This window comes from Anaerobacillus alkalilacustris, from assembly GCF_001866005.1.
GTDB lineage: Bacteria > Bacillota > Bacilli > Bacillales > Anaerobacillaceae > Anaerobacillus > Anaerobacillus alkalilacustris.
On record NZ_MLQR01000016.1, the window covers coordinates 73,822 to 100,725 of the forward strand.

26 protein-coding genes are annotated in these 26,904 nt (G+C 34.5%); all 26 read right to left on the minus strand.

Annotated features, from left to right (window positions below):
• Nucleotides 1-26: 26 nt before the first annotated feature.
• The gene (gene ypjB, locus BKP37_RS07350; protein ID WP_071308961.1) at nucleotides 27-818 is read right to left on the minus strand and encodes a sporulation protein YpjB; all 792 of its coding nucleotides are present in this window, start codon (nucleotides 816-818) and stop codon (nucleotides 27-29) included.
• Between the two features lie 72 nt (nucleotides 819-890).
• Nucleotides 891-1,490 carry a lipoprotein heptaprenylglyceryl N-acetyltransferase LhaT gene (gene lhaT, locus BKP37_RS07355; RefSeq protein WP_071308962.1) on the minus strand — a complete coding sequence of 200 codons (600 nt, stop codon included), beginning with the start codon at nucleotides 1,488-1,490 and terminating at the stop codon, nucleotides 891-893.
• 51 nt (nucleotides 1,491-1,541) lie between these two features.
• Complete coding sequence (locus BKP37_RS07360; RefSeq protein WP_071308963.1) at nucleotides 1,542-2,003, minus strand: DUF2487 family protein; 462 nt, start codon at nucleotides 2,001-2,003, stop codon at nucleotides 1,542-1,544.
• 162 nt (nucleotides 2,004-2,165) lie between these two features.
• Complete coding sequence (locus BKP37_RS07365) at nucleotides 2,166-2,717, minus strand: ReoY family proteolytic degradation factor (protein ID WP_071308964.1); 552 nt, start codon at nucleotides 2,715-2,717, stop codon at nucleotides 2,166-2,168.
• Between the two features lie 514 nt (nucleotides 2,718-3,231).
• Nucleotides 3,232-4,272 (minus strand): hypothetical protein, encoded by a 1,041-nt coding sequence (locus BKP37_RS07375; RefSeq protein WP_071308966.1) that lies wholly within the window; start codon nucleotides 4,270-4,272, stop codon nucleotides 3,232-3,234.
• Nucleotides 4,273-4,326: 54 nt separating this feature from the next.
• Nucleotides 4,327-5,592, minus strand: a complete 1,266-nt coding sequence (locus tag BKP37_RS07380) for a tetratricopeptide repeat protein (protein WP_071308967.1) — start codon at nucleotides 5,590-5,592, stop codon at nucleotides 4,327-4,329.
• A 148-nt stretch (nucleotides 5,593-5,740) separates the two neighbouring features.
• Nucleotides 5,741-6,667 carry a hypothetical protein gene (locus BKP37_RS07385; RefSeq protein ID WP_071308968.1) on the minus strand — a complete coding sequence of 309 codons (927 nt, stop codon included), beginning with the start codon at nucleotides 6,665-6,667 and terminating at the stop codon, nucleotides 5,741-5,743.
• Nucleotides 6,668-7,572: 905 nt separating this feature from the next.
• Nucleotides 7,573-8,856: a 3-phosphoshikimate 1-carboxyvinyltransferase gene (gene aroA, locus BKP37_RS07390; RefSeq protein WP_071308969.1), complete on the minus strand. Its 1,284-nt coding sequence runs from the start codon at nucleotides 8,854-8,856 to the stop codon at nucleotides 7,573-7,575.
• 22 nt (nucleotides 8,857-8,878) lie between these two features.
• Nucleotides 8,879-9,985, minus strand: a complete 1,107-nt coding sequence (locus BKP37_RS07395; protein ID WP_071308970.1) for a prephenate dehydrogenase — start codon at nucleotides 9,983-9,985, stop codon at nucleotides 8,879-8,881.
• A 147-nt stretch (nucleotides 9,986-10,132) separates the two neighbouring features.
• On the minus strand, nucleotides 10,133-11,218 hold the full coding sequence (gene hisC, locus BKP37_RS07400) for a histidinol-phosphate transaminase (protein ID WP_071308971.1): 1,086 nt from the start codon (nucleotides 11,216-11,218) through the stop codon (nucleotides 10,133-10,135).
• A gap of 46 nt (nucleotides 11,219-11,264) precedes the next feature.
• On the minus strand, nucleotides 11,265-12,062 hold the full coding sequence (gene trpA / locus BKP37_RS07405; protein WP_071308972.1) for a tryptophan synthase subunit alpha: 798 nt from the start codon (nucleotides 12,060-12,062) through the stop codon (nucleotides 11,265-11,267).
• A complete protein-coding gene (gene trpB / locus BKP37_RS07410) occupies nucleotides 12,055-13,254 on the minus strand; it encodes a tryptophan synthase subunit beta (protein WP_071308973.1) in 1,200 nt (399 codons plus the stop codon). Before trpB ends, trpA begins: the two co-directional genes overlap by 8 nt.
• A complete protein-coding gene (locus tag BKP37_RS07415) occupies nucleotides 13,251-13,889 on the minus strand; it encodes a phosphoribosylanthranilate isomerase (protein WP_071308974.1) in 639 nt (212 codons plus the stop codon). Before BKP37_RS07415 ends, trpB begins: the two co-directional genes overlap by 4 nt.
• A gap of 1 nt (nucleotide 13,890) precedes the next feature.
• The gene (trpC, locus tag BKP37_RS07420; RefSeq protein WP_071308975.1) at nucleotides 13,891-14,643 is read right to left on the minus strand and encodes an indole-3-glycerol phosphate synthase TrpC; all 753 of its coding nucleotides are present in this window, start codon (nucleotides 14,641-14,643) and stop codon (nucleotides 13,891-13,893) included.
• Complete coding sequence (gene trpD / locus BKP37_RS07425; protein ID WP_071308976.1) at nucleotides 14,637-15,659, minus strand: anthranilate phosphoribosyltransferase; 1,023 nt, start codon at nucleotides 15,657-15,659, stop codon at nucleotides 14,637-14,639. Before trpD ends, trpC begins: the two co-directional genes overlap by 7 nt.
• The gene (gene trpE, locus BKP37_RS07430; RefSeq protein ID WP_071308977.1) at nucleotides 15,652-17,181 is read right to left on the minus strand and encodes an anthranilate synthase component I; all 1,530 of its coding nucleotides are present in this window, start codon (nucleotides 17,179-17,181) and stop codon (nucleotides 15,652-15,654) included. Before trpE ends, trpD begins: the two co-directional genes overlap by 8 nt.
• A gap of 361 nt (nucleotides 17,182-17,542) precedes the next feature.
• Entirely contained in the window at nucleotides 17,543-17,926 is a 384-nt protein-coding gene (aroH, locus tag BKP37_RS07435; RefSeq protein ID WP_071308978.1) for a chorismate mutase, read from the minus strand.
• Nucleotides 17,927-18,112: 186 nt separating this feature from the next.
• Complete coding sequence (gene aroB, locus BKP37_RS07440; RefSeq protein ID WP_071308979.1) at nucleotides 18,113-19,183, minus strand: 3-dehydroquinate synthase; 1,071 nt, start codon at nucleotides 19,181-19,183, stop codon at nucleotides 18,113-18,115.
• Nucleotides 19,183-20,358 carry a chorismate synthase gene (gene aroC / locus BKP37_RS07445; protein ID WP_071308980.1) on the minus strand — a complete coding sequence of 392 codons (1,176 nt, stop codon included), beginning with the start codon at nucleotides 20,356-20,358 and terminating at the stop codon, nucleotides 19,183-19,185. Before aroC ends, aroB begins: the two co-directional genes overlap by 1 nt.
• 507 nt (nucleotides 20,359-20,865) lie before the next feature.
• Nucleotides 20,866-21,639, minus strand: a complete 774-nt coding sequence (locus BKP37_RS07450; protein ID WP_071308981.1) for a CheR family methyltransferase — start codon at nucleotides 21,637-21,639, stop codon at nucleotides 20,866-20,868.
• 187 nt (nucleotides 21,640-21,826) lie between these two features.
• A complete protein-coding gene (gene ndk, locus BKP37_RS07455) occupies nucleotides 21,827-22,270 on the minus strand; it encodes a nucleoside-diphosphate kinase (protein WP_071308982.1) in 444 nt (147 codons plus the stop codon).
• Between the two features lie 613 nt (nucleotides 22,271-22,883).
• Nucleotides 22,884-23,855, minus strand: coding sequence for a heptaprenyl diphosphate synthase component II (gene hepT / locus BKP37_RS07460; protein ID WP_071308983.1), 972 nt, complete (start codon nucleotides 23,853-23,855; stop codon nucleotides 22,884-22,886).
• A gap of 16 nt (nucleotides 23,856-23,871) precedes the next feature.
• Nucleotides 23,872-24,726, minus strand: coding sequence for a menaquinone biosynthesis protein (locus tag BKP37_RS07465; protein WP_084034585.1), 855 nt, complete (start codon nucleotides 24,724-24,726; stop codon nucleotides 23,872-23,874).
• Between the two features lies 1 nt (nucleotide 24,727).
• Entirely contained in the window at nucleotides 24,728-25,324 is a 597-nt protein-coding gene (locus BKP37_RS07470) for a UbiX family flavin prenyltransferase (protein WP_071308984.1), read from the minus strand.
• Nucleotides 25,321-26,184, minus strand: a complete 864-nt coding sequence (locus tag BKP37_RS07475; RefSeq protein WP_084034586.1) for a UbiA-like polyprenyltransferase — start codon at nucleotides 26,182-26,184, stop codon at nucleotides 25,321-25,323. The genes BKP37_RS07470 and BKP37_RS07475 overlap by 4 nt, the downstream gene beginning before the upstream one ends.
• A gap of 23 nt (nucleotides 26,185-26,207) precedes the next feature.
• Entirely contained in the window at nucleotides 26,208-26,900 is a 693-nt protein-coding gene (locus BKP37_RS07480; protein WP_071308985.1) for a demethylmenaquinone methyltransferase, read from the minus strand.
• Between the last annotated feature and the right edge of the window lie 4 nt (nucleotides 26,901-26,904).

The window sequence follows — 26,904 nt, forward strand, 5'->3', positions numbered from 1 at the left end:
TTCATAACTATTCATACGTATTAATTTTATTTTTGTTTCATTTTAACCTTATTTTTTTCAGCTTTAAATTTTTGATAGCCTACGTAAGATAAGGATAATAAAATAGTGCCACCAACCGAAAAGATTACCCACCATAATGAAGGATCGGCTTGGTCTTCTTCAAAGCCCTTGTATAACTTAGCAAAGTCTTCTTCCATTATTTTCAAATGTTTTGATTTATCCTGATCACTGACAATCGTTCCTCGGTACCTTTCAACAAACCGAACATGAGAATCGATTCTTTGAAATTGATGTGGTAATAGATCAATCATAATTGCCGGTCGTATCATCGAATAACGTTGTAAAAATCCGTTAAAATGATGTTGAAAAGCGTTATTATCTTCACTTGATATGGCTTCTCTCATTTTAGCAAAATAGTTCATCACTTGTGTTTCTGTGTTTTTCCATAAAGGATGATGCTCTGATACTAGGGCGTCAATGACTAAACGAAACTCTGATACAGATACTACTCTTTCTTCATGACTAGCACTTGTACTTGTAACAGCACCCATTGCTTTTTCATACGATGTGGTTATAAGACGTAACTGAGTCATTGATAAATTTTTGTTATCATAGCGAATTGCTAAAAATTGTTTAGAAAAGTAATCCATAAGCTGTTTTGCTTCACTATATTTTTCTTCCTTGACTAATTGTAGAACTTTATCAGCCGTATGATTTAAATTTCTCCATTCTTTTTCATCTAAATCCTTTTCTGCATGGACATTAGTAGAAAAAACAAGAAAAAATAAACAAATAAAAGCTAGCATTCTCTTGTGCATGCCTGTCCCTCCTCTTCTTCTATTAAATCCTATGAAGAGGTGGACAAGAGTAGACCAAAAAAATAGAATTAACTATGGTAAATAAAGCTTTTTTCTACCTTTTCGTATAGCATAAAAATAAACAATAAAAATAGATACGACACTCAGCCAAAAAGTAAAATAACCTATATGACTAATATAATCTTGTAAAGATCTTGAAACCCACGGATGCATAAGGTATACATAATCAACAATATCATTATGTATTGTCCAAACTGCCACAATAATTAAGTGCCAAACCCTTATTCGATAATATGGAGCAAAAAGAATTGCTTGAACAGACATTGCTAAATGCGAAGCAATAAGCATGTAATTCTCCCACGTTAACGTTGCCCCAGCTATCCCCGCTGCTATATTCATAACAACAGCCCAAACCCCATATTTGATTAATGTAACTGCGGCAAAAGCTTCTAGTAAAGGCCAATTTTTTCTCAATAAAAAAGCCACTAAAACTAGTACAAAAAATAAGCTTGCCGTTGGGCTATCGGGAACAAAAATGAAGAATTGCGGCGGTGTTATAGCTAACTGCTCTTTATACCACCAATATCCATACACTGTTCCTAGCAAGTTTACGACTAATAATACATATAATATAGACCTTTGCCCCAATAAATAAACTAAATTATTTAGCATTGCATTCTCCCATTTTTACCTTTTGTATTTTAACAAAATAGAATAGATTTTCTAGCTCTCATTTTGCCATTTATTCATTAACATTGGTAATAATTGTTTCACCTGTTTTGAAAGTTCATTCGTAATTTGTTTTTTATCTAACTCCTCCAATGAAATAGCTGAAATATAAATTAGTTGTGTTATGCTACTTTCTGTTTGTTCCCAAGTCGAATCTGAGGTTAAATAAATAACATGACGAAATCCATATTTTTTCAAATAAGTTTCCAATTCAATTAACTTCTCTAAACATCCATAAAGGTTTTGCTTTTTAATATATGTATATGGAGGAAATTGGAATACCCGACCTTTAAACTGCTTTTCTAATTCATCACAAAATAGAGCAATAAATTCCCCGACTTGTATCGTTTTTTTAAAGTCATCTTCCAAGGAAATTGGAACTAACGGGATAATTGCTGTATCAACATACTCCTTTGCCTGTAAGTAAAGATCAATTTCTTTTGCTTGCCACTTCATCTTATTCCTCCTATTGTTGTAATAGTAAATAGTTTAAACTATTATGGAGGAACTATAAAACGAAAAGAAATTTCATGTTGAAATTCCAAAAAAAACATCAATACTATTATGGTTTTATAAGCTTTATCAACAAGAAAAGTAACTTATCAAAATAAAAAACCCTTATTCCTTAAGGGTTTTTAAATTGGAAAGTTTCTTAGAATAAAACATAAAACTTTCCTTATCTCCATTATCTAATGATTCATCTATTTTCTTTAGTAGTTGCTTTTTTTCAAATTGATAAGATGCTTGATCAATAATTAAGTCCGCAAATAGGCTGTATACTTTTTCTGTTTCTTTATCAATCGGGACAAACGGATTCTCTTCTAACACGGCTATATATTGAGGAATTTTTTTGGAGTCTCTGAAATTCAATTGAATATAAATTTCTTCCTCTTTATTTAGCCTAATATCATGAAAAGACTTTTCAGCGTCCATCGTTACGTGCTGACGCTTATGAAAACTAAACGGGATACAATCAACATCATTCGCTGAGATAATTAATGACTTCGGACAGTACTCTGCATTTTCAACAAAGTGTACCTTTTCCATTAATTGATCATCACTCATTAAGTAATTTAATAACCATGCACATTCTCTTCTTTTTAACTGATATTTGTTTAGAAACCACTTTAAGAAATCTTTTTTTTCTAAAACCGAGATCGTGCTACTCATCTGTAACCCTCCCCTATTGATTACTATAGCGGGCTTTCGTATATTAACTTTTATAATAATTTTACTAATAATATTCTTTTTATAATACGAAAAATCCTTTATTTTTAAAAAGTTTTTTTAAATTTATATGTTGTTTGGACATTTATAACATCTCATTTCAATAAAATTTCACTTATAAAAAAGTGTAAGTATTGGTCACTTGCAGCTGCTCCTGTGGTACTCCGTTTGCTCGTCGCAAAGCAGCTTTGAGTAATCAAGCAGTAGCTTCGCCGGGGCGGCGGCTTTTGACAGAAGCCACTCTTTGGCTTCTTCGTCTAACCGCAGGAGCAATTGTTTTTCGTGCGACGAGTAACCGCAGGAACAATCCAAAAAGTCATTGAGGTCAGAAACTTGACTGAAGTGACTGAGTTCGTAGGCGTTGGAGCTAGATATCTTTCCTTTTATGCTTACCTCATAAATGTAAAGAACCAAGCTTTCACTTGGTTCCTGTTAATAAAAGATATCGGCAATAAGCTTAAAGTAAATATTTAGCGGGGCCTACTGTGTAAAAGCGCAAGCCATTTCTCTCTATTGGCTTAATTATATTTAGATTTACTAACATATTGATAAATCTTTTTTTTATAACATCTTCCTTTGTATCATAATAATAATCTGTTACTAAAGGGGTAAATTCATAAATAATGCCTTCTTCTTCAATACCATTACCATCCTCTACTAATCCCATAAACAGTTTAAATAAAAGCTTAATCGTAGGTATCGGTCGACGATATAAAGTAAGCCAATAATTTACTAAACTTTGAATAAATATATCAAGTTTCAAACTTTCTAACTCATTTACTTTTTCTCCAATTACTAATGTGCCATCAGTTTCATTAATCCACTTTCTGTTAAAGCAAAAATCATAAATAAAGGAGAAACGATCTGGATAATAAGAGAATCGTCTTCCATATCCAAACCGCCATTTTTCGTCTGGTATCGTTTCCTTAATAGAAAACTGTTTCATAATGGCCTGAAAGTCTTTTTTATGAATAAGCCCATTTTTGGTTAATGGTAGCGGAGAATCAACTACTATATCAATAAAAGATAAAATATCGTTTACTATTTCCATCTCAACATTTGTTTCTTCAAGAGATGGAAAAATAAAACTATGTACATCCATGTTCATTTTAAAACAACGGATTAACTCATCTTTAATTTGGATGGGGATTAAATAATTTTTATTAGCATACGCAAATAAAATCCCACAACTAGTTAGTTCTTCTACTAGGGCATGAAAACTTTCCTGATCAAATTTCGGAACAAAACCAAAGAGTTCTTCTTTGGATAAAAAAAGCTTTTCATCAAAACACAAAGTTAACGCTATTCTCTTCGCATCATTTGATAAGAGTTGAAACTTTTTACTAAATTGATGAAAATTAGTTAACTCGGCATATAGGACTTCGATCATTTCCCTCTTGGAATGCACATTAATATTTGAATCAATCCCTTGTAATAGTTTTCCCAACTCTTTTCGATCTTGAAAAAGTAATACGTCCATTAAGTTCATTTTTATCACCGTTCCCCCATAGTGATTTTTACTATGTAGTATTAACGGTTTTATAAGAAACTATTATTCACCTAGAGATAAATCAAATAATAATTCTTTAATATATCCTTTTGTTTGATCTAACTCATAGGCTTTTGTCAGCACATCTTTCGATTTTTCTCGCTTACCAGCCTCGAGTAATATTTGACCAAACTCTTCTAAGAAATCACTATCTCCAGAAAAGTTATTACTTAAGCTCTCATATATTTGCAATGCTTCCTCAAATTCATCTAGTTCTCTTTTCGCCGTAGCTAAAAACCAATCAAAAAGAGGGTCTTCTTCTCCCAGTTCTTTTAGATACGTTATAAGGTCATCAAGTTCACTAAAACGCTCCTCTTTTTTCAATAAGTTTGCGAGCATATTTGCACTCTCAAAGTTAGACGGATTAATCGCTAGTACCTTTCTTAAATACTGCTCACCTTCTACAACATATCCGTTATTAAGTGAAACTCTAGCTCCTTGAATATATAAATTTTCATTAAACTCATCAATCTCTAAACCCCTCTTTATAATTTGTAGAGCCTCACGAATTTGACCATCTTCCTCATAAGCTTCTCCTAAGTATGGATAAACACTCGAATAACTTTCATCCATATCAATTACTTTCTCAAATTGGTTTATCGCAGTAGGGAAATTACCCAATTGAAGTACTGTATATCCAAATCCAAAGTGGTCATCTATTGTAGGATTATTACAAATTCCTTCTTCATAATAAGTAATCGCTTCTTCAAAAGCACCACTGGCACTAAATGCCTCAGCTAAACGCAATGCTATATTCGTTCCTTCTAAGTTTTTTTGAAACGGTAATGCCCGTTTATAGTACGGAATACTTTTTACATAGTCTCCTCTTGAAATATAAAATTCCCCTAATCCAAATTGAACGACAGGTTCATTTGGAACTTTTTTTTCAGCATTTAATAGTTTCATTTCTGCTACTTCATCTAGCCCTTGTAATTGATAAAGATCGGCTAGTAACAATTGGCCTTGAACGTATACTGGATCATTTTCATTTATTTCAAGAAGCATTTCGATAGCCTCATCTTCCTCATCTAAATCTATTAGTAATTCTGCCATAAATGTATATAATTCACCTTCATCTGGATAATAAATCAAAAGTTCTTCAATGACCTCTTTAGCTAAATCTACTAAACCTAAATCATAATAAATTTCTGCTATTGAGTATTTGGAGTCGTGATCAGCCGTTTCATTCGTTTTCTTTAATTGTTTCAAGGCTTCCTCTACTCTTCCCTCATCAATTAATTTTATTGCTTTTTTTATTCCTATATTCATAACTACTACTCCTATTCCAGCCAATTATTTAAACTTGGTTTGTTTGTTAATAATCATAATGTCAACTATAGATAAGTTTCCAAAAAAAAGAAAAACCACCAGTGTGGTGGATGGAATTACTATAATATAATTATAGACACTTATTTTATTAATAATCAATAGAAATAGTAGTTGGTTGAAATGCTTGATTAATTGAAACAAATTTTCTTGGAACATTAACAATTATTTCTTTCCCACTACCTGGTCGAATAAAAATGTCTACTCCAGCTTTCTTAATAACACCATTTGCACAAACAACATCAGGAAGTTGCTGTGTTATTTCAAGTTTATCTTTATTTAGATTATCATTTTTGAAAAGTAAGTAGTCTGCATCAGAACCTGTTAGCAATGCACCTTTTTTAGGATACAATCCTATGTTTGATAACACTTCTTTCGATAAAGGCTGATGCTCATTAGGAGCATTTTCATACGTAGTAATATGATATTCTGTCAGTAGTACCTTCCAATCTCGTTTAATTTTTTTGAACTTCATCTTTGAAGCTTGAATATTCCAAATTGGTAAGATAACTATATGAAATGGAAATAACTCATCCCTAATCCGTTGCCACTCTGGTATATAAAGTTCTTCTATTGAATTTATTTCTACAAATACAACTGGTACTTTGTATTTATTACACTTTCTAACCAATGTAGCAGTTAACTTCTTTAATGGTATTTTTATCCCGATTAAAAAATCAATACTACTGTTGATAAAAGCGTGTTTGGCTTTTTTTATTTCAAATTCAAACTGACTTTCATATTTTAAATCACTTGCTGAAATAAGAGTTGTACACCCAATATTTTGAAGGTGCTTCATTCTTTCCTTAAAGCAAGAAAAATCATTAATATTAATGATACTTAAGTCGATCATCACATGCCCAGGAGTAATAGAAAAATTATCTGTATTAAGCCTCATATAATTATAGTGGCTTAAACGAGAGTAAGCATTGACAACTTTAGAATCTTCAATTAACAAAGATTTACTTTGGTCTTGATCTGATTGACATAATAAGATATTTTCAATAATATATTTCATCTTCCCCTCCTTCATAAGTAGTAAACATTCTTATTGACAAGCTATGTCGTAATTAAACATCCTATGACTACTATGAAGAAGTTTTATATTTTATTATAAAATTTAATTGTTGGTTCTAAGCATATATGAGTGAATTTCCTTATTGCATTATTCCATTCACATCAAGCTAAATCAATAGATATATATTCTTGATTGCGTAAAATCTGTATGATGAAATTAATTTACAAAACAACGATAAGATTATTGCAAATCTTATCGTTGTGCCACGAATTCAAAAGCACTATCACTAAAATCTCCAACAATAAAACCTTAATTGTATAATTTCCTAACCAAGAAAAGCGCAAGCGCCTTGGTCACGAGCAGCTGCTCCTGTGCCACTCCGTTTGCTCGTCGCAAAGCCGCTTCGAAGTAATCCAAGTAGTAGCTTCACTGGGGCGGCCTTTGACAGAAGCCGCTCTTTGGCTTCCTACGTGCTTCTGCGTCTTCTAGTATTGCTTCGTAGTAAGCTTCCTCGAAGCAGTGTTTTGTGCGACGAGTAATCGCAGGAGCAAAGCTGCATGAAGCTATTTAGAGACGTTATTCATGTAGTTATTGAAGTCAGTAGCTTGACTGAAGTGACCGAGATCGTAGGCGTTGAAGCTAGACAGTTTCCAAGTTAGAATTTTATAAATTCTGATTATAAAAAAAAATCCTGTCTACAATGCAGACAGGAATAATGATTGGAGTGGAGAATCGAATTAAATAATACTAAAATAGCAAATCCCCTAAAAATATAAGAGAGTTTCTTAATTACTCTTAAAGCAACGGTGTCTTACCGTCCCCCAAAAGCGAAAACTATACTATAGTTACTATTATATAACTGATTTTTGTTTTTTGTTAATTAAAATTCAGAAAATTCCATATATTTAAACTAATTTTTGTAAATGTTGAAAGAATGTCGGGTAAGATACGTCAATTGCTTCGACATCCTCAATTTCTATCTTGCCATTTGCAATACACCCAGCAATGGCCATTGCCATACCAATACGGTGATCACCAAAGCTATCAACGTTCCCGCCTGTTAATTGTGTAGGACCATGAATGATCATTCCATCCTCAGTTGCTTCTATATTAGCACCCAGCTTTTTCAATTGTCCTACAACCGTGTCGATACGATTAGTTTCTTTTACTTTTAATTCTTCAGCATCTTTAATGACAGTCGTGCCATTTGCTTGAGTTGCTAATACTGCGATTACTGGAATTTCATCAATTAAACGTGGAATGATTTCTCCACCAATTTCAATGCCTTTCAATGAAGATGTACAAATAGTTAAATCTGCCATTTTCTCTTCATTAATTACTCTTTCGTTCGAAATAGTTAGTTTTGCCCCCATTTGTGTTAACACATCAATAATACCAATTCTAGTTTCATTAACACCTACATTTAACATCTTTACTTCACTATTTGGTACAATCGCACCTGCCACTAAGAAAAATGCTGCAGAGGAAATATCACCTGGTACTACTACTTTTTGTCCTTTTAAGACTTGTCCACCACGAACTGAAACAGTAGTTTCGTTTTCTTCTAATTCCACACCAAAAGCTTTTAACATTCTTTCTGTATGATCTCGAGATTTATGTGGTTCAGTTACGGTTGTTACACCTTCACTTTGTAGACCAGCAAGTAGGATAGCCGATTTAACTTGGGCACTTGCTACAGGTGAATTATATGTAATTCCCTTAGTCATTCCTCCCCTAACTGCTAGAGGGGTATAATTTCCTTCTCCCCTACCATCGATTTTTGCTCCCATTTCTTTTAATGGAACGGTCACCCTAGCCATTGGCCTTTTTGCAATCGAAGCATCACCAATTACAACTGAATGAAATGGTCTAGTTGCCAAAATTCCCATCATAAGCCTTGTTGTAGTTCCAGAGTTACCAACATCTAGAATATCAGTTGCTTCCTTAAGACCATCCCATCCATTTCCATACACAGTAACTTGATCACCGTTTTGTTCAATCTGTACACCAAGCTTTTGAAAACACGAAATAGTACTTAAACAATCTTCACCAGGTAAAAAACCTTCAATTGTTGTTTTTCCATCTGCAATTGCTCCAAACATTACCGCACGATGCGAGATTGATTTATCACCAGGAATTTTTATTTCACCTTTTAAACTGTTAACTGGAGACACTATTTTTTTTGTCATATTTTAACACATCCTCTTTAAACTAAGAACTTATGTATGCTTCATATAAATTTTCTGCTAAACAAGTAAGGGCACGATCACGATCTTGGTCAGATCGAAAACTAAGCCGCAATACTCCCATAATATCTTCTCTAGTTTCTAATATACGAATATTTGTAATACTTATATTTTCTTTCGATAAAATTCCTGTAACATCAGAAATAACACCTGGGTGATCTGGTACATCGACGTACAAATCATAAAAGGAAGGGATTGCACCTTTTTGTTTTATTGGTAATTCATCTCGAAACATTTTGGCAGAATGAAAATATTGTAATATACTTTGGTCTTCTGCTTTCTCGATTAATCCTTTCACATAATCCATTTCTTTTTGCCATTCAGATAATAGTGAAAGTAAAATTTCTTTATTATGAATAAGAATATCACGCCACATAACTGGACTAGCAGATGCAATTCGCGTAATATCACGAAATCCACCAGCTGCGAAATTCGATAATAACGGTTGTTCTTTTTCAATTTTCGCTACTTGATGAACAAGGCTTGCAGCTATTAGATGTGGAAAATGACTAATAACCCCAGCAATTTGATCATGCTGACTTGGTGACATCTCAATAAACTTTGCTTTCGTTCCTTTTAACCAATTTTGCAGTTGAATAATTTTAGTCATATTCGTCCCTTCAGAAGGGGTTAATATGTAAAATGCGTTTTCAAAAAGATGGGCTTTCGCAGCTTCCACTCCCGTTTTATGGGAGCCAGCCATTGGGTGTCCCCCAATAAAAGTCACACCTTTCCCCTGTAACACTTGTGCTTTTTCAACAATTTTTTCTTTAGTACTTCCTACATCAGTAATAATCGCTGACGCCTTTAGATTATAACTTGCTAAATTTATAAGCACTTCTTCTGTTTTCTTAACTGGTGCAGCAAGAATTATAAGATCTGCGTCCTCAACACCTTTTTCAACCTGATCTACAAATTCATCAATCACACCTAGGGACTTCGCCATTTTCAATTGATCTTCCTTGATGTCGAAGCCGTAAATCATACAGTTCTTGTGCTCTTTTTTTATTGCTAAAGCAATTGATCCGCCTATTAAACCTAAACCAATGACAAATACCTTTCGATTATTCAATGTTTCTTACATCTCCCTTTGTTTAGAAAAGCGCAAGTACCTGGAGCTAGACAGCTTTCCACTAAAGTATATATGTACTTACTATCTTTTTGTAGAAAAACTAGGCTTTTCACTAAAGATTCTAGAGAAAACCTAGCTATTCTAAAATTAATTATTAATGAAAGCCCTCAATTGTTGAATAATTGCTTCGTTTTGACTTGCACTTCCCACTGTAATTCTTATAAAGGTAGGGAACCCTAGTGCTTCACCTGAACGTACTATGATGCCACGCTCTAATAAATAATTGAAAACTTTATTCCCAGGAGTTTTCATATCAATTAAAATAAAATTACCTTGAGATGGATAAAATTTCAAATCGTGTTCTTTACAGAATTGATAAAATTGGTCCATACCTAGTCGGTTTGACTCTTTACAATAATTAATAAAATCTTGATCTTTTAAAGCTGCACTAGCTGCAACATGTGCAAGGGTAGTTGTATTAAATGGCTCTCTTGCAGGCTCTATTTTTTGAATGAAGTCACTGTTACCAATACCATACCCAATTCTTAGCGTTGCAAGTCCGTAGGCTTTAGAAAACGTTCGTAAAATCATTAAATTATCATACTCTTTAAGTAAAGGAACTGTTTGTGGGTAATCTTCTGCTACTACATATTCAAAATATGCTTCATCACTAACAACAAGGACATCGCGAGGTATTTTCGCTAAAAACTGTTTAAATTGCTCTTCATTTACATACGTACCTGAAGGGTTATTCGGATTACATACCCAAACGATGCGTGTATTTTCATCAATCTGTGCAAGCATTCCATCTAAATCATGTACCCCTTCTACTAAAGGAACTTCTCGAACTTCAGCCCCTTCAATTACAGCATTATGTTTATATTGAGAGAAAGATGGCCAAGCACAAACTGTATTTGTACCTTTTGTCAATAATGCTCTACATAAAATTAAGATTACTTCGTCTGACCCGTTTCCAAAGATTAATTGATCCTCTTTTACATTTACATGTGCTGAAACATCAGTACGAATCGATTGAGCATATCCATCCGGGTAGAGCGCTAATTTTTCTAATGCTTCTTTAATTGCACTTTTTGCAAATTGAGAACAACCAAAAGGATTTTCATTAGAAGCAAGTTTAATAACCTCTTTTAAACCAAATTCTTTTTTTACTTCTTCAATAGGCTTCCCGGGTTTATATGGAGAAAGACCCACTAGTTGCTGTTTCACTTTCATGTTTTAACACTCCAATGCGTTAAAGTTAATGTTCTTTCCTATAATTTTACGATGAAATGAGGGATTGTACAAATGTTTTTATTTCTAAAAATGCATTTTCTTTCATTTCTAACATTTCAGTCTTTTTTGATTCTACCATTTTTACTAGTGCACTACCAACTATTATTCCATCACAATACGGCTGTAAGAGTTGTACTTGCTCTTTATTAGAAATACCAAAGCCTACAGCAACCGGAACTCTACTATGTTTCTTAACTTCTGTTAAAAATTCATAAATACTAGCGTCAATTTCTTTTCTAACCCCAGTTACACCTAGTGAAGATACACAATATAGAAAGCCACTTGCATTTTTTGCGATTTGTTCAACCCGCTCCTTTGACGTTGGAGCCACTAACGAAATAAGTGGTAAACCTTCTTTCTCACAACGAGTTGCTAACTCTCTACTTTCTTCATAAGGTAAGTCTGGGATCAGTATTCCATCGGCTTGATGTTCTTTCATCAATTTAAACAGCTTTTCCTCACCTAGTTGCAAAACTGGATTATAGTACGTAAAAATAATTACTGGGATCTTTAATCCTTTTTCTCTCATTTCTGAAACTAAAGCAATCGCTTTTTCCAAGTTCATTTTCTGTTCAAGTGCTCTGATGGCAGATTGTTGAATAACAGGTCCGTCTGCGAGTGGATCTGAATAAGGTACACCTAACTCTAAAATATCTGCACCACTTTCTTCTAATTGTAAGGCTAAATCGACAGTTAACTTTGGTGTAGGATCTCCTGCCATAATAAAAGGAATAAACAAATGTTTGTTTTGACTCGTTGCTGTTTGTAATCGAGATTTATTCATTTGCCTTTCCCCCTAATGTATCCATTAATGTATGCACGTCTTTATCGCCTCTCCCTGATAAACAGACTAAGATTGATTGTTCATTAGAAAGGCTCTTGGCTCGTTTAAAAGTTTCAGCTAAGGCATGAGCACTTTCAATAGCTGGTATAATTCCTTCAAGTCGAGACAAAATTTGAAGGGCTTCTAAAGCTTCTGCATCAGTTACACTTTCATAACGAACTCTACCAATGTCTTTCAAATGAGCATGTTCTGGCCCTACCCCTGGGTAATCTAATCCTGCGGATATAGAGTGAGGTTCAATGATTTGTCCATCATCAGTTTGTAACAAATACGTTAGGGAGCCATGAATTACCCCTTTACTCCCCTTCGTCAAAGTAGCCGCATGAAAATTTGTTTCAACACCAAGGCCAGCTGCTTCAACACCGACAAGTGTTACATCGTCACCAATAAAAGGATAAAACATTCCCATTGCATTACTTCCACCACCAACACAAGCTACAATCTCATCAGGTAATTTTCCTTCTAAATCTAAGAATTGTTTTTTCGCTTCGTCTCCGATCACTCTTTGAAAATCTCGAACCATTTGCGGATACGGATGCGGACCAACTACTGATCCAATTAGATAAAATGTATCAGTGACATTAGTAACCCAATAACGAATTGCCTCATTAGTAGCATCTTTTAATGTACGACTCCCACTAACCACCGGAATGACTTCTGCCCCTAACAATCTCATACGAAATACATTTAACGCTTGGCGTTCAATATCTTTTTCACCCATAAACACCTTACATTCTAATCCAAACTTTGCTGCAACTGTTGCAGCTGCAACTCCGTGTTGACCTGCTCCAGTTTCAGCAATAATTTTTTTCTTACCCATTCTTTTGGCAAGTAGTGCTTGCCCAATGGCATTATTAATCTTATGGGCCCCTGTATGATTTAAATCTTCTCTTTTTAAATAAATACGTGCTCCATTAAAATGACGACTGACATTTTCTGCATAGGTTAAGGTAGTAGGTCTACCCGAATACGCTTTTAGTTGTTTCATGTAATCATTTATAAAGTGTTCGTCATTCATTGCTTTATTAAATGCTTCTTCAAGCTCACACAATGCATACATTAATGTTTCTGGTACAAATCTACCACCAAATTCACCAAAACGACCTTTATTGTCAGGAAATAGATAACTCATATGACTAACCTCTCCTCAAATTGTTTCTTAATATTTTCTGATTTTTGTCCATTCTCTTCAATTCCACTAGATAAATCAATGCCCATTGGGTTATATTGCAGAAGTTTAGTAATTGTACTATCGTTAATTCCCCCGGCAATAAAGCAAGGTACCCTTTGTGAGTTAGCTTCTTTTTGGTAGTGAGGAATACTAGACCAATCAAAGGTAATTCCCGTTCCACCTCTTTGACCATTTACTTTACTATCAATTACATACCCATCGACTAAACCATCAAATTGTCTCATTAACTGTATAGCATTTTTACTATGGTGGATAACCTTCCAAACTGGTAGAGAACATCTAGACTTTAATGTCAAAATGTAACTAGGCGTTTCTTCACCATGACATTGGATAACATCTAGTGGAATTTGATCACAAACATACTCTATTTCATCAATTGGTGCATTCACAAACACACCAACAAGTTTCTGGGAGACGTGCACCCTACTAAGCCACTTCTTCACCTGACTAGGTGTTACACAACGCTTACTTTCTGCGAAGATAAAACCTAAATAATTAGCTTTACTCTTAGCTGTAACCTCTACATCATTCAAGCTATGGTTTCCACAATATTTAAGTAGTGGTTGAGCTCTCATTTTACTTTCCTCCAAATAATGTTTTAATGCCTTCTATCGGTGAATTTGCTCTCATAAGAGTTTCTCCTACCAATATTGCACTGGCATATCCCTCTAACTGTTTTAAATGACTAGTATCTGCTATACCACTTTCACTTACGACAAGGAGGTCATCAGGTAACTGTTTTACAATTTCGATTGTATGATTAACGTCTGTGTTAAATGTTTTTAAATCACGATTATTTATACCCAAAATCTTAGGCTTAAATGTAGTCAATACTTTTTCGACATCGTCCATTCCATGAACCTCAACTAAACACTCCAACCCTTTTTCGTATGCTTCTAAATAAAATTCATGCAGTTGGTTTTTTTCTAGAATAGTTGCAATTAATAAAATGGCGTCAGCTCCGATTCGTAAGCTTTGTTCAATTTGACTGGATGAAATAATAAAATCTTTTCTAAGTACAGGTAGACTAACCTCTTTTTTTATTTGGGATAAATAAGTAAGATGCCCTTGAAAAAATTGTTCATCAGTTAGAACCGATAGAGCATCGGCTTTTCCTTGTTCATACTCTTTTGCAATACTTATGGGATTAAAATCCTTTTTAATAATCCCTTTTGACGGTGATGCTTTCTTTACTTCTGCTATCAATCCTAACCCGCGATTCGGTTGACTAAGAGCATCAAAAAGAGAGTATCTGGTTACTTCTTCAGGTTCTGATAAGGTTAACTTCGCAACTTCCTGTTTTTTCACTTCAACGATCTGCTCTAGCATTGCACTTCCCCCTTAGTGACTTGGAGTGATTTAAATTGTTCAAAAGCTTTTCCTTTCAAAAGATTCTTTTGAACTTTCTCTACTCCTTCCTTAATACTCTCTACTTCTTCAGCTATAAACAACGCTGTTGCACTGTTTAAGACAACAATATTTTCAGCGGTTTTATTTGCTTTACCTAAAAAGATGTTCTCTATAATAGTAGCACTCTCTTCTATACTATTTGCTTGTATTTCATTTACATTTCCTCTGACTAATCCAACTTCTTCTGGTGTAAGTTGATATCTTTTAATCTCACCATTCATCAACTCTACAACATCTGTATAGGTCGTGATCGAACATTCATCAAGGCCTTCACCACCTGTAACAAAGATCGCACGTTCCGTCCCTAATTCTCGTAATGTTTGAGCCATTTTCTCGGCAAAACCTGTATTGAATACTCCAATCATTTGTCGATTCGCTTTTGCTGGATTTACTAATGGACCTAATAAATTAAAAATAGTTTTAAACCCTAACTGCTTACGAGTAGAAGCAACATGTTTCATAGATTGATGATAAAGAGGAGCAAATAAGAAAGATAGCCCCTTATCATATAACGCTTTAACTGCTTCTTCTGGCGATGCTTGCACTGGTATTTGTAATCTTTCTAACACATCAGCACTCCCACTTTTGGATGAAACAGCTCGATTACCGTGTTTTGCAACTTTTACACCACAGGATGAAACAAGAATCGCTGTTGCTGTGGATATGTTAAAAGTAGATAAATCATCTCCACCAGTCCCACAAGTATCTAAGAGTTTGTTAAATGAATGGTCTATTGAAACGGCATGTTCCCGCATTGACGTAGCAAATCCGATCATCTCATCTACTGTTTCGCCACGGAGTCGCATCATAGATAAAAGTCCAGCTATTTGAGCATCTTCAGCATTCCCCTGCATCATTTCATCCATAACTTGCTTTGCTTCGTTACGTGTTAAAGTTTTTCCTTCTGAGCAGTTTTTAAGAACTTGTTTAAGCATTCGGGAGCGACTCCTTTCTATCAGAAAACATTTTTTCTGCTACTGCAATAGCTTTAATCAATGCCTTAGCTTTATTCCTTGTTTCTTCCCACTCATTTTCAGGTACTGAATCAGCCACGATACCGGCTCCTGCTTGAACATAAGCTTTATTCCCTTTTATAACCATTGTTCTAATCGCTATACATGAATCAATATTCCCATCAAAGCCCAAATAAGTAATTGCCCCAGCGTAATATTCACGTCTAGTAGGCTCTAATTCCTTTAATATTTGCATCGCTCTTATTTTCGGAGCACCAGATACAGTGCCAGCTGGGAAAGATGAAAATAACGCATCTACAGGATGAACCTTTTTGTCTAACTTTCCGGTAACCTTTGAAATGATATGCATAACATGAGAGAATTTTCCTATCTCCATAAGAACAGGTACTTCAACAGAGCCATACTGTGCAACTCTCCCAATATCATTTCTTGCTAAATCTACTAGCATATAATGCTCAGCTTTTTCTTTTTCGTCTTGAAGTAAATCAGCTTGAAGGATATCGTCCTCTTCTTTTGTTTTTCCGCGTTTTCTAGTCCCTGCAATAGGGTGAATTTCAATATGGCTATCTTGAATTTGTACTAATCTCTCAGGAGAGCTACCTACAATTTCAGTGTCGTTGATTTTCAGATAGAACAGATAAGGTGATGGATTAACCATGCGCAACACTCGGTAAAGTTCCATTCCACTTACAGTAATATCTAATTCAAAGCGTTGAGAAAGTACTGCTTGAAAGACATCACCGGACTTAATATACTCTTTAATCATTCCTACATGTTCCAAAAATTTATCTTTATTGTAATTTGAACGTACATTTTCAAAAGTCACCTCTTCATCCACCGGTGGTTGGTAGAGCTTAGATGCGTGTGGCGTTTTAGATATACGGTCTATAATTTTTTCGATTTTTTTCATAGCTTTTTCATAAATATCTAATAAGTTTGCTTCAGTTTCTTCACCCGCAATACTAACATGATGAAGAATATATAGTTCTTTTTTATGATGGTCATAAGCTAAAATTGTTTCACAAAAAACAAAGTTCATTCTTTCTTGTTCATTTGTATTAGTATTATTTTCTTTACTTAAAACGGGCTCTATTACTTCTACAGCATCATACGTAATAGCTCCAACAGCACCACCACGAAATGGGATTGGCACTTCAATTTCTTTTACTTGTAGATAATCAATCGCTTCTTGAAACGCCTCTTTAAAACTAGTGAAAGAAAAAACCTTTTCTTTATTCTCATTTAAAAAATGGTACTGGTTATTTTTCTCCATTAGATAAAACTTTGGAGACAGTCCGATAAATGAAAAATTAGACCAAGGAGATTGCTCATCGTTACTTTCTAATAAAAATACAGCTTCTTTCTCTAATTGTTGAAAGATTTGAATCGGTGTTAATGTATCGGCAAAAAAATGGGAAATAAAAGGAATTGTTTTATAATGCTTAGCATCATTAATAAACTGATCTAAAGATGGATTTTTCATAATTTTCACCTCAAATTATTTTGGTGAAGAAAATGAATAAGAATTATGAGGATGAGTAGGGTAGGCTATCGTACCAATGATTTGCAATGTATTATAGCACGAACGCCAAGCGGAAATAGTCACTTATTAAAATATTCAAAAAATTTAGCTCGTCGTATAATTACCAACAGCTTTGTATACTAGCGTAAATCACGTACTATTAGTATAAAAAGCCTACAACTGTAAAGTCATAGGCTTAGTTATATACATAATAAACCAGACCTCTGCTCAGCTCATCTTCTCTCATTCTCTTCTCATCTCAACTAAACTAAACTAAACTTTTTTATAATTCTAACTATTTATAAATCTCTTATTCGTCATATTACACTTGATTATGTGTATCTGTCAACTGTAAATCAGGCCGTAATCGAACAGCTTCTCTTAAATATATATGGTTAATCTCTTCTTGGTTCAAATCTGTATTCACTGTAAGCATAACACGAATACACTTAGGTAAACCGTTTGGAACAGGTATTTCTGTGGAACACATAACAGGTACATACGTCCATCCGCTTAAAGTTCGCAATACTTTTGCAGGGAAGGTAGCATTGAGATCCTCAGTAACTGTAATTATTACATGAGCAACCGAATTCGGGTCAATTTTATTTTTTTCAATGACTTCTTTAAAAAGCTCTTTGGTTGCCTCTAAAATTTCATTTTCTTCATTGTTTAATACCGTAGTCGCACCGCGAACTCCTCTAACCATAAAACCCCTCCGTTGTTTCAAATTTAGAAAACAGCAACAACCTTATTCACGAGTGGAATAACCTCGAGATCGGATATACACTAATGCAAAGCATTCAAATTTGAAACTTTTATATTCAGATATTATTAGAAATGAAAAAGGTAGAATTTCCTATTATGACACACTCAATTTAAAGAGAAAAATTCATTAACCAAGTAATGCCCTTAGTTGTTCTTCCGAAACAGAAACAACCTTTGAGTTTCCAACTTCTTGTAACAGAACCATTTTAATAATACCTTCTTCAGATTTTTTATCTTTTTTCATCGCTTCAATCAACTCTTCAGCAGTTAATTGTGAAGGTATTTGTACATCATAACCGTATTTTTCAAACCAATCCTTAACATGAGCAATGTCTAAATTATTTTTATAGTATTGTTCACTCACTTTTAGTGCAAACAACATTCCAATAGCTACCGCTTCACCATGGGTAATCTTACCGTAGCCAAGTTTCGTTTCTATTGCATGGGCTAACGTATGACCAAAATTTAAATAAGCACGGATTCCTTTTTCTGTTTCATCTTCTTTAACCACTTCGGCTTTTACTGATATAGACCTTTTTAACAGTTGTGTAGCTAATTGACCATTTATTTTAGAAAAACAATCAATATTTATTTTCAGCCACTCTAAAAACTCTTTATCCCAAATGAATCCGTGTTTTATTACTTCAGCAAAACCTGAACGCCATTCATGCTCGGGTAATGATTGTAATGTTGTAGTATCATAAATTACTGCTTCAGGTTGATAAAATGCTCCAACCATGTTCTTACCTAATGGATGGTTTATCGCTACCTTTCCACCTACACTACTATCATGAGCTAACAAAGTAGTTGGTACTTGAACAAAAGGGATTCCTCTCATAAATGTAGCTGCCACAAAACCGGCTAAATCACCGACGACACCACCACCTAGAGCAATAATTAATGAGCGACGATCCAATCCTTTCTCAAGAGCAAATCCTTGGATTTCATAATAGTTTTGAAATGATTTGGAAGCCTCACCACTAGGGATAATATATTCATAAACGTGTTTATACTCATCTAATGATGTTTTTACATCATCTAAATAAAGTGAAGCAACCTTATCGTCCGTGATAATTAGGATGGATGTGACTGTTGATTTAAGTAACTTAGAAAGTACTTTCCCCACTTCTAACCGCAAGTCTTCACCAATAAATAGTGGATACTGTTTAGAGCTTGTTTCAATCATCAATTTTTCCATTAGAAATTTTTCACCCGATCTTCGTAACGGTTAATATTTTCTTTAATTTCATCAACGAAATCACTTCCGAATTTTTCTAATAACGCTGCGGCAACTTCCCATGCAACACATGCTTCAGCTACTACAGCAGCAGCAGGGACTGCACAACTATCAGAACGTTCAATACTTGCTTCGAAAGATTCTTTTGTATCAATATCTACACTTTGTAACGGTTTATAAAGAGTGGGAATAGGCTTCATAACTCCTCTTACGACAATTGGCATACCGTTAGTCATGCCACCTTCGAATCCACCCATATTATTTGTTTTGCGACTATAGCCATCTTCTTTATTCCATTCAATTTCGTCATGTACTTGACTACCTGGTTTTCTAGCTGCTTCAAAACCTATTCCTACCTCTACGCCTTTAAAAGCATTAATTCCCATGACAGCACCAGCAATTTTTGCATCTAATTTTTTATCATATTGTACGTAGCTTCCTAGGCCGACAGGAACTCCTTCAATTACTACCTCAACGATCCCACCAATTGAATCTCCATCTTTTTTTGCTTTATCAATAGCGTCCATCATCTGCTTTTCTACTGCAAGATCCAAACAACGTACAGGTGAATTTTCAGAGCGTTCTTGTAAATCTTCAATTGATTTATATTCAACATCGTGGGCTTTCACTCCACCGATTTCTAATACATGGCTTCCAACTTTTATTCCAAAAGCCGATAATAGTTTTTTAGCAACTGCACCGGCAGCAACACGTACCGTAGTTTCTCTAGCAGAAGACCTCTCTAGAACATTCCTCATATCACGATGATTGTATTTTAATGCCCCTACTAAATCAGCATGTCCAGGACGAGGTCTAGTAATTTTCCGCTTAATATCGTCTTGATCTAATTCAATTTCTAAAGGCTCGCTTCCCATAATTTTTGTCCAATGCTTCCAATCATCATTTTCAACTATTAAAGTAATTGGCGCACCTGTTGTTTTTCCATGTCTAACACCACTAGTGATTTTCACTTGATCTTTTTCAATTTGCATCCTTCTACCACGACCATGCCCCTTTTGTCGCCTTGCCAAGTCTGCATCAATATCATGTCTCTCCAGAGTTAATTGAGCGGGAACCCCTTCTATTATTGTCGTTAATTGTGGTCCGTGCGACTCACCTGCAGTTAAGTATCTCATTATTTGGTTCCTCCTTAAAATCTTTAGCGCTTTTATGTGCTAAATTATAACATCTTTTTCGTCTTTTGTCTTATTATTAAGAAAACTTTTTCTTTTTTCAAGCTATTTCACATATTTTATATTATAAAAATTTTCTAAGACGTCTTAGAAATAAACTAGTCATTAAATGACAACTACGTTCCACTTGCTCCTATGTACCGTTTACACTGTTAACTCAAAGAATTTTCTATTAGAAAAAGGTTAACCTATAGATTAACCTTACTCATAAAAATATATCACTATTTTACTTTTTATAGTTTCTACCATCTATATTACTATATCCCACTCTTGTTTAAATAACTCCTCACCTCAAAACCAAAGATGATTAAGCGAACTCGTTTCAGCAAGCTGAAACATCGGAAAATCCCACCTACACTACGCTTAGAGGCGGGTGGCTTTTACCCTAAAAAAAATCCAAATAAATAGGTGGGCGGTGCATTGACTAGTGGCCTAGCATAGTATTATTTATTAAATTTTCTTTCTATAAAAAAACGTGTCCTCAGTAGCAAATCCATATTCAACTGGGTTAAAAATTTGCTCAGTACTTCCTACAAAAAGAACTCCATCTGTGCGAAGTGCTTTGCAAAATTTATGATATAGTTCATGTTTTGCTTCTTCGGTAAAATAAATCATAACATTTCGACAAACGATTAAGTCAAAATCGTTTTCAAACCTATCTGAAAGAAGATTCCCTTGTCTAAAGGTAATCATTTTCTTCAAATCATCTTTTATTCGATATCCCATTCCATCATTATCAAAATGTTTATTAAACATTTCTTTTGGCACATCTTTTATTGAACGATCAGTATATAACCCCACTTTCGCTCTTTCTAGTATTACCTTATCTAAATCTGTTGCTAAAATAGTAACGTTTGAGCGTGGAGCTAACTTAGAAATGATCATTGCGAGTGTATAAGGCTCCTCACCAGTAGAGCAAGCTGCACTCCATATTCTTAATCGTTTATTAGTTTCTAAAAGTCGAGGTAGTATTTTTGATTCAAGAATTTCCCACCGCTTAGGATTACGGTAAAATTCAGACACATTAATTGTCATTCTTTCTAAAAACTCATCAAATAGCTCATGATTTTTGATCATTGCTTGAAAGTATGTAGTAAAGTCGTGATATCCTCGTTTATCCCTTAATGAAGTAAGCCTTCGTTTCATTTGCGCCTCTTTATATAGGGATAAGTCTATTCCTGTTTTTTTCTTTATATTTTCAATAAACCCCCAATAATCTCCCATTACACTTTCTCCTTTTTATCAGGTAAAAACTAAAACAAACTTACTAAATGTAAGTACCTAAATGGAATAAAATAATATTTATTTCTTTATATCATAATTTACTTATAGTTACTAGTTAAACTTCGTACATACAGCAAAGTAAAAAGCTAAGCAACATGCCTAGCTCATTGTTAAACTTATAAAACTTTTATACCCACGGACGAATTGTTTTTTCGTACGTAATTAATTCATCTTCTTTAAAAAAGATACTTATTTCTCGAGCTGCACTCTCCAGTGAATCAGACCCGTGAATTACATTCATGCTTTTTTTTGTAGCATAGTCACCACGAATCGTTCCAGGCAGAGCATCTGCAGGATTTGTCGCCCCCATCATCACTCGTGCTGCTTTTATTACATTTTCACCTTCCCATACCATTGCAAAAACAGGTCCAGAAGTAATGAAATCAACTAACTCTTCAAAAAATGGGCGATCTTTATGTTCAGCATAATGTATTACAGCGACCTCTTTTGTAACCGTTAACATTTTCGCGCCTACTAGTTGAAATCCTTTTCTCTCAAACCTTGAAACAATTTCCCCTATCAAATTCCTTTGTACCCCATCAGGTTTTACCATTAAATAAGTTCTTTCCATGTTAACATACCTCACTCTCTGAATATGTATATAACCATGAACTTCGAATCCAAGTGTTAAGGATTCAAGAATACAACTATGAGAACAAACTCCAAGGAATAATAACCAATAATGTCAATTATAACAAATATACAAATCTTTTTCAACACTGTCATATTGTTAATGTATATAGGTAATATCATAAGAAAGCGCAAGCGCCTTGGTCACGAGCAGCTGCTCGTGCGCCACTTCGTTTGCTCAAGAGCGAAGCAGCTTCGAAGTAATCCAAGTAGTAGCTTCACTGGGGCGGCCTTTGACAGAAGCCGCTCTTTGGCTTCTTACGTTAACGTGCTTCTGCGTCTTCTAGCATAGCTTCGTAGCAAGCTTACTCGAAGCAGTGTTTTGTGCGACGAGTAACCGCAGGAGCAATTGTTTTCGTGCGACGAGTAACCGCAGGAGCAAAGCTGCATGAAGCTAATCGTAGAAGGATCTCAAGCAGTAATTGAAGTCTGTTGCTTGACCGGGCTCGTAGGCTGCTTGCGCTAGACAGTTTCCAAGTTAGAAATTTATAAATTCTGATTATAAAAGAAAGACACATACCTAAATGTATATGCCTTGTCAATTCTCTTATCCCTTAGTATTTTCTTGTCCCGATATATTTTGCAATTTGATAAAAAGATTCTTTAGCAGGAAAATCCGGAAGATTTTCTAGTTCCTTATACGCTTTATTTAAATAGCGATCACTCATTTCAAATGAATAATCTACTCCTCCAGCCTGTTTAATAGAAGAAATAATCTCTTCCATTTCTTTTTTTTCTGGCTTGTCCCCATTTATTATGTTTATTATATAAGAACGAAGCACCTCATCATTTTTCATACTAAAAAGAGCCGGTAATGTTACATTCCCATGCTGCAAATCACTGCCAGCTGGTTTCCCTAGTTCTTTTTCAGTCGCAATAAAGTCTAAGATATCATCGGTAATTTGAAAAGCCATACCAACGTTATAACCATAACGGTATAAACTTAACTGAACTTCTCTAGGTGCATCAACAGCCAAGGCCCCAAGTCTACAACTAACAGCAATTAATATCGCTGTTTTACGTTTTATTCTTCTCAAATATATCTTTAAGTTTTGATTCCAATTATATTGATCTCTAATTTGTTCTACTTCACCAATACACATCTCTACCATTGCGTCTGATAAGATTTGATGAACTTCTGGTTTTTCACAATTTGTTGTCATCTCAATTGCCCTTGCAAAAATATAATCACCAGTATACATTGCGACACGGTTATCCCATTTCGACATTATTGTTTTTTTCCCTCTCCTTAATTCCGCATCATCAATAACATCGTCATGAACGAGGGATGCCATATGGATTAATTCTAATGGCACAGCAACTTGTTTAATTTTTTCAATATCGTAATTACCAAATTTACCTGCCAACAGAACAAAAACTGGCCTAATTCGCTTACCTCCTGCTTTTAAAAGGTGTATAGAAGCCTTTTTTAGGACAGGGTGGTTTGCATCAATTGTTGACTCAAGTTCTTTCTCTATTTTTGCTATGTCAGAGCGTAAATGCCAATAAATATCCGTTAACTTCATGCTCTCCACCTTAATATCAAATGGAATGACAATGGTCAATTGCACTCCATAATTTTATTGTATTTACTTTTTTTAATAAACCTAATTCAGTAGCTAGATCATAGTATTTATAAAGTCCCTCTTGTTGTCTTACTGTAAAATCGTGACTTAAACCATTAAAATAATCAATCCAGAAGCGTTTTGATCCCCCAAAGTCTTTTCTGATTGAGGATATCATTTCTTCATAATTGTTTTCAATACATTTATTCTTACTTGTTATGAAGCCATCGTATAATGCACTAATTCGATATGCTTCTGTTTGTAAAATATCGTTACGTATCGCTAGTACTGCAAATGTCATAGGTAATTTTGTATGTTCATACCAAAGTTGTCCTAAATCATAGCGGTGAATATGAGATGCAAGGTTCCATAGTGTAAATATAGCATCGTCACCAATTAACAAACAAGCATCATGGTCAGCAAGCATCTCCTCGAAATCCGGTGTCATAACCGTGTACTCAGGATTTAACTCATAAAAAGATTGTAAGATAATTTTTAATAGGTTTACTGATGTTGCTGAACTAGACGTAAGTGCTACCTTTTTTCCATCTAATTGTGTAATAGGCACCTTAGAGAAAAGAAAAATTGAGCCAACACTATTAGGGGCTGATACTGATAGATTGGGTAAGATTGTATATTTATCAACATGTTCTCCGTAAGAAAATGAGGATATACCTCCAACATCAATGATACCTTTTGACATACCTTCATTTAACTGAGATGGAATTTGAGGAATAAACAGACAATCTAATTTATTCAAATAATCTCTATCTAAATAATAGTACAACGGAAGCATATTTGTATAAGAAATTTCTCCAACAACTAAACTCATTTTAATCCCCCCATCGGGTGAAAAGTTGATGATCAACACCTATACTATCAAGCACTTTACCAACGACAAAATTTATTAAATCATCCATTGACTTAGGTTGGTGATAAAAACCTGGCATTGCAGGGATTATTTTCCCACCTACTTTAGAAACCTGTAACAAATTTTCTAAATGAATTTGATTAAAAGGAGTTTCCCTAGGAACTAATAGTAACTTTCTTCCTTCTTTAAGCATCACATCAGCCGTTCGCTCAAGCAAATTAGAGGAAGTTCCATTAGCAATACTTGATAAGGTGCCCATTGAACAAGGAATAACTACCATGCCTTCGTTTCGATAAGACCCACTAGCAATTGGCGCTGTAAAATCTCTTAGCGTATGATAGTATAATTTTCCACTATCCATAGAAAAAAGTTTATTAATTAACTTTTCACGATCACTCGTATCAAATTGATGTTCTTCTTTCATCACTTGCCAGCCTGCTTCGGTAATAATTAAATGTACACCATAGTCTGCTTTTAATAGTTCTTGTACAAGTCGGATGCCATACACAGCACCGCTAGCCCCAGTAATTCCAACTGTAAAAATTTTAGGATTACTCATAATATTAACGCTCCAATCGTAAATGCAAGCATAACCATACTCAATATTCCGTTCATGGTGAAAAATGCAACATTTACTTTAGAAAGGTCATCATGTTTTACTAATGAATGCTCATAAACCATAATAATTCCTGCAATAAGTACACCAATTAAATAAATCCAATGCATAGGTATAATTACATATAAGCCTGCAAAGGAAATAAAGCTTAGTAGGTGAATTCCCCTAGCAATTAATAGAGCTTTTTCAATTCCAAAGTAGCTTGGAATTGAATATAAATGTACACTTTTATCGTAATTAGCATCTTGGGTAGCGTAGATAATATCAAATCCAGCAATCCATAGTGCAACCGCTAAGAACAAGACAAGAGCATCAATGGTTAATGTACCTGTCGCACCAACCCATCCCCCTAGAGGAGCAATCCCAATTGTTACCCCTAACACCAGGTGACAAGCCCAAGTAAATCGTTTTGTATATGAATAAACCACTAAAAAGAAAACAGCAATAGGCAATAAATATACAGCCAACATATTTAACTGAAAAGCTGAATAAAACAGTAACGCAAAAGAAACAATAATAAAAACTGTAGTCTCAAGATTGGAAATTAATCCTGCAGGGATTGCCCGATTTTTTGTCCTAGGATTTGCTCTATCAATTTTGGCATCAATAACACGATTTAAAGCCATGGCAGCACTTCTAGCGCCTACCATAGCCAATGTGATCCATAACCAATGTGATGCAGTTGGCCAACTACCATTTATCACCAACGCGCCTAGTGATGCACCTAAAAACGCAAAAGGTAATGCAAATATGGTATGTTCAAATTTTATCATTTCAAGGATTATATTTATTTTTTTAATCACAATTCGCTCTCCAGTCTCTCCTGTTATTTCACTCCAAGATGCATGGCAGCTACTCCACCTGAATACGATTTAATTTCTACGTTATTAAATCCTGCTTTTTCAAACATTTTTGCCAGTTCTTCTTTATCTGGGAATGCCATAGTAGATTCTTGAAGCCAAGAATACTCATCAAAGCTTCTGGCGAATATTTTTCCAAACAAAGGCATAATAAATTTAAAATATAAAAAGTAAATTTGTTTAAAGCCTATAGCTGTAGGATGCGAGGTTTCTAAACAAACAACTTTCCCACCTGGTTTCAGGACACGATTCATTTCTTTAAGAACTTGCATATAATCGGGTACATTCCTTAACCCAAATCCAATGGTTACAAAATCAAATTGATTGTCTTCAAAGGGTAATTTCATTGCATTTCCATGAATTAATTCTACTTGCGGTAGCGATTTAACTTTTTCCTTACCGATCGATAACATATTCTTACTAAAATCTAAACCATACACTTTTCCTTCAGAATCAACAGCTTCAGCTAAAGCAATGGTCCAATCAGCCGTTCCGCAGCAAACGTCTAAAGCTTTGCTCCCTTTTTGTACATTCATACGTTTCATTGTGTCTTTACGCCAGGCAACATGACGCTGAAAACTAATGATTGAGTTCATCTTATCATATTTTTTATAAATGGCCTCAAAGACTTGGTGTACGCGTTCTTCTTTTGATTGCACTTTT

Bases quoted from the DNA above. Each gene is read 5' to 3' on its own strand.
- trpB (WP_071308973.1), bottom strand. From the start codon at position 13,254: ATGAGTTATCTATTTCCTGACAATAAAGGTCGTTTTGGTGAATTTGGT.
- ypjB (WP_071308961.1), bottom strand. From the start codon at position 818: ATGCACAAGAGAATGCTAGCTTTTATTTGTTTATTTTTTCTTGTTTTT.
- trpA (WP_071308972.1), bottom strand. From the start codon at position 12,062: ATGAATAAATCTCGATTACAAACAGCAACGAGTCAAAACAAACATTTG.
- hisC (WP_071308971.1), bottom strand. From the start codon at position 11,218: ATGAAAGTGAAACAGCAACTAGTGGGTCTTTCTCCATATAAACCCGGG.
- trpE (WP_071308977.1), bottom strand. From the start codon at position 17,181: ATGAAAAATCCATCTTTAGATCAGTTTATTAATGATGCTAAGCATTAT.
- BKP37_RS07465 (WP_084034585.1), bottom strand. From the start codon at position 24,726: ATGAGTTTAGTTGTTGGAGAAATTTCTTATACAAATATGCTTCCGTTG.
- aroA (WP_071308969.1), bottom strand. From the start codon at position 8,856: ATGACAAAAAAAATAGTGTCTCCAGTTAACAGTTTAAAAGGTGAAATA.
- BKP37_RS07385 (WP_071308968.1), bottom strand. From the start codon at position 6,667: ATGAAATATATTATTGAAAATATCTTATTATGTCAATCAGATCAAGAC.
- BKP37_RS07360 (WP_071308963.1), bottom strand. From the start codon at position 2,003: ATGAAGTGGCAAGCAAAAGAAATTGATCTTTACTTACAGGCAAAGGAG.
- BKP37_RS07365 (WP_071308964.1), bottom strand. From the start codon at position 2,717: ATGAGTAGCACGATCTCGGTTTTAGAAAAAAAAGATTTCTTAAAGTGG.
- trpC (WP_071308975.1), bottom strand. From the start codon at position 14,643: ATGCTAGAGCAGATCGTTGAAGTGAAAAAACAGGAAGTTGCGAAGTTA.
- BKP37_RS07450 (WP_071308981.1), bottom strand. From the start codon at position 21,639: ATGGGAGATTATTGGGGGTTTATTGAAAATATAAAGAAAAAAACAGGA.
- aroB (WP_071308979.1), bottom strand. From the start codon at position 19,183: ATGGAAAAATTGATGATTGAAACAAGCTCTAAACAGTATCCACTATTT.
- ndk (WP_071308982.1), bottom strand. From the start codon at position 22,270: ATGGAAAGAACTTATTTAATGGTAAAACCTGATGGGGTACAAAGGAAT.
- BKP37_RS07470 (WP_071308984.1), bottom strand. From the start codon at position 25,324: ATGAGTAATCCTAAAATTTTTACAGTTGGAATTACTGGGGCTAGCGGT.
- aroC (WP_071308980.1), bottom strand. From the start codon at position 20,358: ATGAGATACTTAACTGCAGGTGAGTCGCACGGACCACAATTAACGACA.
- hepT (WP_071308983.1), bottom strand. From the start codon at position 23,855: ATGAAGTTAACGGATATTTATTGGCATTTACGCTCTGACATAGCAAAA.
- trpD (WP_071308976.1), bottom strand. From the start codon at position 15,659: ATGCTTAAACAAGTTCTTAAAAACTGCTCAGAAGGAAAAACTTTAACA.
- lhaT (WP_071308962.1), bottom strand. From the start codon at position 1,490: ATGCTAAATAATTTAGTTTATTTATTGGGGCAAAGGTCTATATTATAT.
- BKP37_RS07415 (WP_071308974.1), bottom strand. From the start codon at position 13,889: ATGAGAGCTCAACCACTACTTAAATATTGTGGAAACCATAGCTTGAAT.
- aroH (WP_071308978.1), bottom strand. From the start codon at position 17,926: ATGGTTAGAGGAGTTCGCGGTGCGACTACGGTATTAAACAATGAAGAA.
- BKP37_RS07380 (WP_071308967.1), bottom strand. From the start codon at position 5,592: ATGAATATAGGAATAAAAAAAGCAATAAAATTAATTGATGAGGGAAGA.